Source organism: Psychrobacter piscatorii, assembly GCF_001444505.1.
GTDB lineage: Bacteria > Pseudomonadota > Gammaproteobacteria > Pseudomonadales > Moraxellaceae > Psychrobacter > Psychrobacter piscatorii_B.
This window is the reverse complement of record NZ_LNDJ01000120.1, coordinates 1-8,422: the sequence shown is the minus strand read 5'-3', so window position 1 is coordinate 8,422 and position 8,422 is coordinate 1. Positions and strand designations below refer to the sequence as shown.

Genomic DNA, 8,422 nt, shown 5'->3' with positions numbered 1-8,422 from the left:
TGCGTAATAGAAAAACTACCCATAATGCCCTCCTTATTTTGAAATTTCCGTAAAACCAATGCCTACAACGGCGCCTTAGCAATCTGTTAGTATCACAAATCTAAGCGGCGCAATCTTAGAGCATTGCCAATAACTGATACTGACGATAAGCTCATCGCAGCCGCTGCTATCATAGGACTAAGCAGCAGTCCAAAAGTAGGATAAAGAATACCAGCAGCAATCGGTACTCCAATGGTGTTGTAGATAAAGGCAAAAAACAGGTTCTGCCTAATGTTTTGCATGGTTGAGTGGCTCAACTTATGGGCTTTTGCAATACCCATCAGATCTCCTTTAACGAGAGTGACGCTTGCACTTTCCATCGCCACATCGGTACCTGTACCCATAGCAATACCTACATTAGCCTGCGCCAGTGCAGGAGCATCATTAATCCCGTCCCCTGCCATAGCCACTATTCTGCCACTGTTTTGCATCTCTTTGACAATGCGGTTCTTATCTTCTGGTGATACATCAGCGTGTACCTCATCAATGCCTAATCTATTAGCGACTGCTTGAGCAGTTTTTTCATTATCACCCGTTAGCATGACTACTTTTAGCCCTGCGTCATGTAGAAGTTTTATAGCATCGGCAGTGCTTGGCTTGATTGGATCAGCCACTGAGACCAGACCCGCGGCTTTGTCATCGATAGCAATAAACATCACCGTTTCACCGTCTTTTCTGCGGATATCAGCTTTGCTCGACAATTCACTATCAAAACTGTTTAAGCTTTGCATCAGTTTTGAGTTGCCAATAGCGATTTGCTTGCCATTGACGATAGCTTGCACGCCTTCACCAGTCGTTGAATTGAAGTCATGGGCTTTGGGAATAGTCAGTGATTTGTCCTCAGCAGCTCTAACGATAGCTTCTGCTAAAGGATGTTCGCTAGCACTTTCTACTGCGGCAACTAATGTTAGCAGTTCATCCTCATTTTGACCTGCCATCGCATCGATTGCGGTTAACTCAGGTTTACCTGCGGTCAATGTGCCAGTCTTATCAACGACGATGGTGTCGACTTTCTCCATACTCTCAAGCGCTTCAGCATTTTTGATAAGCACGCCGTTTTGGGCGCCTAGGCCCGTCCCCACCATAATAGACATAGGTGTGGCAAGCCCAAGCGCACAAGGACACGCTATGATCAATACGGCGATAGCATTCACTAAAGCAAAGGTCATCGCTGGTTCAGGACCAAAGATCGCCCAAACGATAAAGGTGATGACGGAACAGATAAGAACAATCGGTACAAACCAACCCGCTACTTGATCGACTATCTTTTGTATTGGCGCACGACTACGCTGAGCCTCGGCGACCATTTTGACGATTTTGGACAAAACCGTGTCATCACCAACATTGACCGCTTCGATTAATAAGGTACCAGTACCATTTACAGTGCCTCCAGTCACAGAGTCGCCTGTCACTTTAGAGATAGCAAGCGGTTCACCAGTGACCATCGATTCATCAACATTACTACTACCTTCAATGACTGTGCCATCTACGGGGAGTTTTTCACCAGGTTTGACTCGTAGCTTATCGCCACTGACGACCTCTTCTAGAGGCACTTCTACCTCAGCATCGTTTTCATCCACGCGTCTTGCTGTTGGCGGTGCTAACTCAAGTAATGCTCGAATCGCACCTGAAGTTTGACTTCTGGCTTTCAGCTCTAACACTTGTCCTAATAGGACTAAAGTGGTGATAACTGCGGCTGCTTCGTAATAGACACCGACCTGACCAACCGAGTCTCTAAAGCTATCGGGGAAAATACTGGGAAGGAAAGTAGCTACGACACTAAAACCATAGGCCGCGCCAATGCCTATGGCGATTAAGGTAAACATATTTAGATTGCGGCTTTTTATTGACTGCCAACCACGTACAAAGAATGGCGCTGCACCCCATATAACAACTGGGGTTGCTAAAGCCAATTGTACCCACTGAGCGACTTGTGATGAGATATCATACTGACCAATAGTGTCTAAACTTATTCCAACCATATCGCTCATGGCATATAAAAATAGCGGAATAGTAAGTACCGTACAGATCCAAAAACGACGGCGCATATCGTCAAGCTCTGAAGTGTCTTCCTCACCGATAGTGAGCGTTGCAGGCTCCAGTGCCATGCCGCAAATAGGACAGCCACTGTTTTCAACATCTCTAACTTCAGGATGCATAGGACAAGTATAGACCGTACCATCATAATCAGCTGGCACTTTGTCGTATTTGCCACCTTTGACAGATTTTACTTCGGTGCTGGTAGTTTCCGTATCACTTCCATGACAATGTGCATGATTGTTCTCGTTATCGTTTGAATCAGCAACCTCATCTTCAGGTTTAAGAAACATACCGCATATTGGGCAATCACTAGCTTCAACATCTCTGATTTTAGGATGCATTGGGCAAATATAGACCGCACCGTTATAACCTTCTGGCACTTTGTCGTATTTACTACTTGTGATATGCGCTTGCTTGGCCACATGTTTCATAAAAACGACTCCTTAAGGACAATATGTAAAGGTTCAAACAGCGATATCAATACCCTTTATTCCAGCTCATCAATCAACTGCTTCATTTCATCAATTTCACGCTTTTGTGCTTTTATAATATCGTCAGCAAGCTGTTGTACACGCGGATCTTCAATATCAGCACGACTACTGGTGAGAATAGCAATCGAGTGATGCGGTATCATGGCCTGCATCCAATCGACTTGATTAACCGTTGCTTGCGATCTCACGCCCCAAATGCCGACAGCAAACATCAATACGCTCAGACCGTAAATCATCAAGTTAATCTTGGTCTTCTTATACATATTAGTCATAAATGCCAACATGACGACTGCCATACCGGCACCCATGTAGAGCGCCATATAAGCCCTGGTTTCACTAAAGTAAATGTGATCCCACTGGTAGGTATTGAAGTACATCATGATATACATCACAATCGTAGACGTCACGATCATCAGGGTGAACTTTACATAAGGGTTCATGCCCTGTTGATGATTCATGTTGTTTTGATCTGAAGCATTCATCGTATATCTCCTATTATTTTAATAATATTAAAACCAGAACTTAACCCCCGTTGTCAAACTACTGCTATCAACCGATTCATTATGTTGACGTCGTTGACCACGAGCCTTGCCAAGCGCTGTCTCATAACTCACACCGATGTAAGGCGCGAGTTGGCGACTGAATGTCTCATAAGTAAGCCTGACCTCAGTTTCCATCTCATTAAAGCCCTTGGTAATGTCATTATCATGGTCATCTTTACTAAAGGCAGTCAACCCCACCTCCGGTATAACTACCCAATGCTGATCCAAACGCCACTCGTATTCTGCGCCCAAATCAAGACGAATCTGACCATCCGTATATAAGTATGCCCTAGCGTCCGTTTCGATAAAATATGGCGCGGTACCGACAATACCTGCCATCACTGCAGATTTGTCGTTTTCAGTATCGTAAGCGACACCGGCCTCACCGTTCCAAAAGATACTCAGTGGTTTCCAATAAGCGAGCGAGCTCAAGCTATCGATTTCTTTATCATCTTTGGTCTGAGCACTACCTTCGGTACGTAGCCTTATACGATTACTATCTGTACCGTACCAACCCGTCGCTTCGAAGTTGATTTGATCGTCATCAAACTGATAGCCCAAGTCGTCTACTGACACTCCCCATAACGGCATGCTGCCCATCATCATTGGCTTACCATACTGCCCGTAGGGAACCCCATTTGAATAGTCTGGACTACGAGCATCGGCTGGTGGTTCACCACCCTGCATGCCAGACATGTTCATACTGCTGTGATCCATATCAGACATGTCCATACTGCTGTGATCCATGCCAGACATATCCATGCTGCTACGATCCATATCAGACATATCCATACTGCTATGATCCATATCAGACATGTCCATACTGCTGTGATCCATGATTGGCATCTCAGCAGCATTTGCTAACGGTGACATTAATAACATCAAAGATGACATGCCAATAAACGGTAGACCTACTTTATATATTTTCATAATAAGGCTCATATTCGAAGGTTTATTAAACAACGGCAACTTCTCGGAACATGCCGGCTTCCATGTGATAAAGCAGATGGCAATGCCAAGCCCATCGTCCAACTTCTCCCGTCACATCAAAGCTAATCTTTTGTGCTGGCTGAACCACAATCGTATGTTTACGTACCTGAAAGTCTCCGGATGGCGTTCGTAAGTCACTCCACATTCCATGCAGATGCATAGGATGGTTCATCATCGTGTCATTGACTAAGGTGATACGCACGCGCTCGCCCGGCTTAATATTGACAGGCGTCGCATCTTTAAACATCACCCCGTCTAAAGCCCAAATATAACGCTCCATGTTACCCGTTAAATGTAGCTCAATCTCTCGGGTAGGCTTGCGCTGCTCCGCAAATATTGCCTCATCGACAGAGCGCAGCTGACTGTAATTCAGCACATCACGATTGATATTGCGCAGGTTGATACCCGGATCATCAAGGTTCATACGTGGACTGTCGACACGCATATCAGATTTAAAGTCATATTCGGTCTTGGCATGCTTTGCTTTGTAGCCTTTATCACCCATCGCACCCATCGCACCCATCATATCGGCCATGGTCAGCCATTCGATCTGATCCATCGCAGGTATCGCAGGACGAGCACCTTTCTTGGTCGCAAGCGTGGTCGCGACATAGCCTGAACGATCGATATTTTGGGCAAATATCGTATGTGCATCTTGAGTAGGCGTGACGATGACATCATAGGTCTCAGCCACGCCAATGCGGAAATCATCAATCGCAACGGGTGCGACATCAATACCATCTGTTGCTACCACAGTCATCTTGAGACCCGGTATACGCACATCGAATATCGTCTGTGCTGAGGCATTGATAAAGCGTAATTTAACGGGCTGTCCTGCTTTTACTAGTTGTGTCCAATTGGCCGCTGTGGTCTTACCATTCATCAGATAGGTAAAGGTCTTTTCGCCAGACAAATCAGTAAAATCCGTCGGCATCATGCGCATCTGATTCCACATTTTGCGCTTGTCATAAGCGGCTTCTAAATCTGTTGCGGCAATATCAGATAGTAGTTTTTTGAAGTCTGGCAGATGATAATTATCAAAGTCAGCGCGCTGTTTGAGCAGCTTCAAGAGATTGTGCGGATCGCGGTGCGTCCAATCACTCAGCACGATCACATGGTCTTCTGCGACTGGATGACGCTCACGGCCTTTTGGCTCAATCACAATAGCACCCAGCATACCGGTTTGCTCTTGGAACCCACTATGAGAGTGATACCAATAGGTGCCTGATTGTTTAAGTTTGAATTTATAAGTAAAGGTGCTGTTCGCGGGTATGCCATCAAAACTGATACCTGGTACGCCATCCATCTCAAATGGGACGAGCAGACCATGCCAATGAATAGAGGTCGACTCATCCATCTGATTATGAACACGAATGGTTACTGTATCGCCTTCACGCATCTTTAGCGTCGGTGCTGGCAGCGAGTCATTGATGAGTGTCGCCATGCTCTTTTTACCGTTCACAATAGCGGACTGTTTACTGACGTATAAATCAAACTCTGTACCGGTTAATACAGGCACTTCATGAGTATTTTGATCACTATTGATAGTAGCACTCTGACTGCCCGAGCGACTGGCATGTCCCAACGCACTACTGGCCATGGTTGGTATCAAGGATGCACCAAGGACAGCAGAGGATCCGGTTAAAAAACGTCGGCGGTTGAGCATATTTTTATTCATAATGATTTACCTAACTTAATCCATGAAATGAGTGTTGGCTCTCTCTATCTGGCAGATTATTGATAAAGCAGGTTGAGCGACTTCAAATATTAATCAAACTATATCTGCTGCTGAGGAGACTCAATAGTGGCATAAACTTCTGTGGTTCCGTCTTTGTTAAGCTGCATCACGTTATACGGCATAAATTTATCTTGATACTCCATGCCAGGGCTACCGACTGGCATGCCAGGTACGGCAAGACCGATCGCATCACTTGGCGGATTCTTTAGAAACTGCGCCATGTGCTTAGCAGGGACATGACCTTCAAATACATAGCCATCAGTAGTGACGGTGGTATGGCAAGAGCGCATTTGCTGGGGTACGCTGTAGCGCTCTTTAAACAGGGACAAATCTTCAACATTCTGCGCGGTTGCATTTAGGCCATGACCTTCGGCATAACCGACCCATTCTTTGCAACAGCCACAATTGGCATCTTTATAGACGGTGGCTGAGATATTTCTTAGGATAGTTGATTGGTTATCTGAATGAGCGCTGACGGGTGTCGTTTCAGCTGTTGGTTGCTCTGTGTGCGTAGTTTGCACGTTTTGCGTAGCAATAGTTGGCTCATTTACTGGTGTTGGGTCAGCAGCAGCGGAATTAGGTTGACTACAAGCGGCAATCGTTAACGATAACGGCAATACCACGATCGCCGAGAGCACACGGCCAGATATCAGATGATGTTCATTAATAAATCTATTAGTATAGCGTCTCATAAAACCACTCCCGAGCGTTTGTCTGACGATTAAATATTATAAAAATTAGAGCTACATCACTGGACAAAATAGTGCTAGCAAAGCTTAAAACTCAAATCGCAAAAAGCAGCACTATTGAGCACTGCATTTTGTATAAAAAATCAATGTTGCATTTCGGATCCATCACCTGACATATCCATCTCACCATCAAATGACATATCCAACATACTATCGTCTAACCGAGTCGTTAGCATGGTGTACCGGTTTTCATTTAAGTCAGGTAACGATCTAATAAAAGCAACCATCGCCCATATCCTGTCATCATCGTGAGTAGCGCCCCAAGCGGGCATGCCAGACGCCATAATGCCATGTTTAATCGCCCAAAAGCTTTGTCTGGCACCAGCCTCTTTTTGATAGCGCTTAACGATATCCGCCTCAGTAAAGTTAGGAGGCTTTGGGTACATACCGCTATTTAAATCTGTGCTGTTGACGCCGGGAGACAAATGACAGCCTGCACACATATCTTTGTAATCTGCACCGCCCGAGCTGATCATTTCCGCCTTCTTTAAATTGGGAACCAAAATATTCTTACTGGCATGTTCAATTGAGCGTGTGCGAGCAGTTTCTAAAAAATCGTAAACCAACGGACTATGAGCTCGATCAGCACCGATATTTATCATGCCACTAGTCACCGTAATAAAAATACCCGTAATAGCGACAAAGACAGTAAAAAGTATTCCTAACAAGAACTTCATAGGTTTGTCCTAAAAATCCATTTTCTTTAATATCCCATTACTGCTTGATCAGCTTCTCTGACAATATAGTCAAGTCTATATAAATCCGCTACAGCGTCATCCTCGCTAAGCATACTAATGTATAACTTGCACTCGGTTTCCTTGTATCGAAATTATATTGAACTGACTATAGTGTTGAACTTATAAATTGATATTTAAGAGTCGCTATCGCTGCTCACACAGTGCTTTTGGTACATCGCTTTCATTTTGCTCATGTTGGCCATCATGGCTTTCATAGCAGGATCATTCATGTCCATTTTGCTATGATCCATTTTTTGCATCATCTGCATATGCTTTTGCATTTTCTCACAGTTCATTTGGTCTTTTTCAGCATGCATTTTTGGGTCGTGCGCCAAAGCAGAGGTTGAAACAACTAAGGCTATAGCAGTTGCTACGATTGATTTAGACAGTGGCATTGATTTGAATAGTGACATGGTAAATCCTTATTTAAATTGGTATGTAGTCGAAAAGACTTTAAGATATTAAGTTACTTTAAAGCATACTTTAGTGATTCTGACAGAGACATGACCGCAAGATTACAATTCTGTCATCCTACTATCAAAAAAACGAAAGAGGACTCCACCTGACATTAGGGTGGAGGTGAATTTCGCATCACTGGTTAGCCTCGCTGGTTCTGAATATATTGCTTAATAATATCTAATGCCGCACCGCCACAAGAGCTTGCAAAGTAGGAGCGTGACCAAAGCACAGGCTTGGAATAAGCTGCTCTTAAATCAATGAAATCACCCCTCATTCGTCTACTTGTGACTGACTTCAAGTTATTAACCAATTTGCTTAATTGCACCGTTGGCGGGTACTGGATAAGCATGTGGATATGATCTGTCTCACCGTTACATTCTTTCAACTCAGCATCAAAACTTTTACATACCTCAGCAGCACACTCACTGAAATAATCATGATGCAGCTCACCTAAAACTTTTTTTCGGTACTTAGTGATAAAAACCAAATGAACGTGGAGGTTAAAGGTAGCATGGCGGTTTTTATATACCTCACTCATTGCAATAAATATCCTTAAATGCTAGTATTATAAGCATAATATCAAATACACACTCATTAATAAATAACGCATTTATGAAAATCAACAAAGCGTATAAAT

The 8,422-nt window shown here is 44.1% G+C and carries 8 protein-coding genes; all 8 read right to left on the bottom strand.

From position 1 onward, the window contains the following. Positions 1-92: 92 nt before the first annotated feature. Positions 93-2,510: a copper-transporting P-type ATPase gene (locus AS194_RS12530; RefSeq protein ID WP_058025819.1), complete on the bottom strand. Its 2,418-nt coding sequence runs from the start codon at positions 2,508-2,510 to the stop codon at positions 93-95. A 56-nt stretch (positions 2,511-2,566) separates the two neighbouring features. Next, positions 2,567-3,052, bottom strand: a complete 486-nt coding sequence (locus AS194_RS12525; protein WP_058025818.1) for a DUF305 domain-containing protein — start codon at positions 3,050-3,052, stop codon at positions 2,567-2,569. A 27-nt stretch (positions 3,053-3,079) separates the two neighbouring features. Further along, entirely contained in the window at positions 3,080-4,042 is a 963-nt protein-coding gene (locus AS194_RS12520) for a copper resistance protein B (protein WP_058025817.1), read from the bottom strand. A 25-nt stretch (positions 4,043-4,067) separates the two neighbouring features. Further along, positions 4,068-5,780 (bottom strand): copper resistance system multicopper oxidase, encoded by a 1,713-nt coding sequence (locus tag AS194_RS12515; RefSeq protein WP_058025816.1) that lies wholly within the window; start codon positions 5,778-5,780, stop codon positions 4,068-4,070. 98 nt (positions 5,781-5,878) lie between these two features. Next, the gene (locus tag AS194_RS12510; protein ID WP_058025815.1) at positions 5,879-6,532 is read right to left on the bottom strand and encodes a DUF411 domain-containing protein; all 654 of its coding nucleotides are present in this window, start codon (positions 6,530-6,532) and stop codon (positions 5,879-5,881) included. Between the two features lie 140 nt (positions 6,533-6,672). After that, complete coding sequence (locus tag AS194_RS12505; protein ID WP_058025814.1) at positions 6,673-7,266, bottom strand: c-type cytochrome; 594 nt, start codon at positions 7,264-7,266, stop codon at positions 6,673-6,675. Between the two features lie 194 nt (positions 7,267-7,460). Next, the gene (locus tag AS194_RS12500) at positions 7,461-7,739 is read right to left on the bottom strand and encodes a hypothetical protein (RefSeq protein ID WP_058025813.1); all 279 of its coding nucleotides are present in this window, start codon (positions 7,737-7,739) and stop codon (positions 7,461-7,463) included. A gap of 185 nt (positions 7,740-7,924) precedes the next feature. Further along, positions 7,925-8,323, bottom strand: coding sequence for an IS200/IS605 family transposase (gene tnpA / locus AS194_RS12495; RefSeq protein ID WP_058025812.1), 399 nt, complete (start codon positions 8,321-8,323; stop codon positions 7,925-7,927). Positions 8,324-8,422 lie beyond the last annotated feature (99 nt).

Bases quoted from the DNA above. Each gene is read 5' to 3' on its own strand.
- tnpA (WP_058025812.1), bottom strand. From the start codon at position 8,323: ATGAGTGAGGTATATAAAAACCGCCATGCTACCTTTAACCTCCACGTT.
- AS194_RS12525 (WP_058025818.1), bottom strand. From the start codon at position 3,052: ATGAATGCTTCAGATCAAAACAACATGAATCATCAACAGGGCATGAAC.
- AS194_RS12530 (WP_058025819.1), bottom strand. From the start codon at position 2,510: ATGAAACATGTGGCCAAGCAAGCGCATATCACAAGTAGTAAATACGAC.
- AS194_RS12500 (WP_058025813.1), bottom strand. From the start codon at position 7,739: ATGTCACTATTCAAATCAATGCCACTGTCTAAATCAATCGTAGCAACT.
- AS194_RS12520 (WP_058025817.1), bottom strand. From the start codon at position 4,042: ATGAAAATATATAAAGTAGGTCTACCGTTTATTGGCATGTCATCTTTG.
- AS194_RS12515 (WP_058025816.1), bottom strand. From the start codon at position 5,780: ATGAATAAAAATATGCTCAACCGCCGACGTTTTTTAACCGGATCCTCT.
- AS194_RS12510 (WP_058025815.1), bottom strand. From the start codon at position 6,532: ATGAGACGCTATACTAATAGATTTATTAATGAACATCATCTGATATCT.
- AS194_RS12505 (WP_058025814.1), bottom strand. From the start codon at position 7,266: ATGAAGTTCTTGTTAGGAATACTTTTTACTGTCTTTGTCGCTATTACG.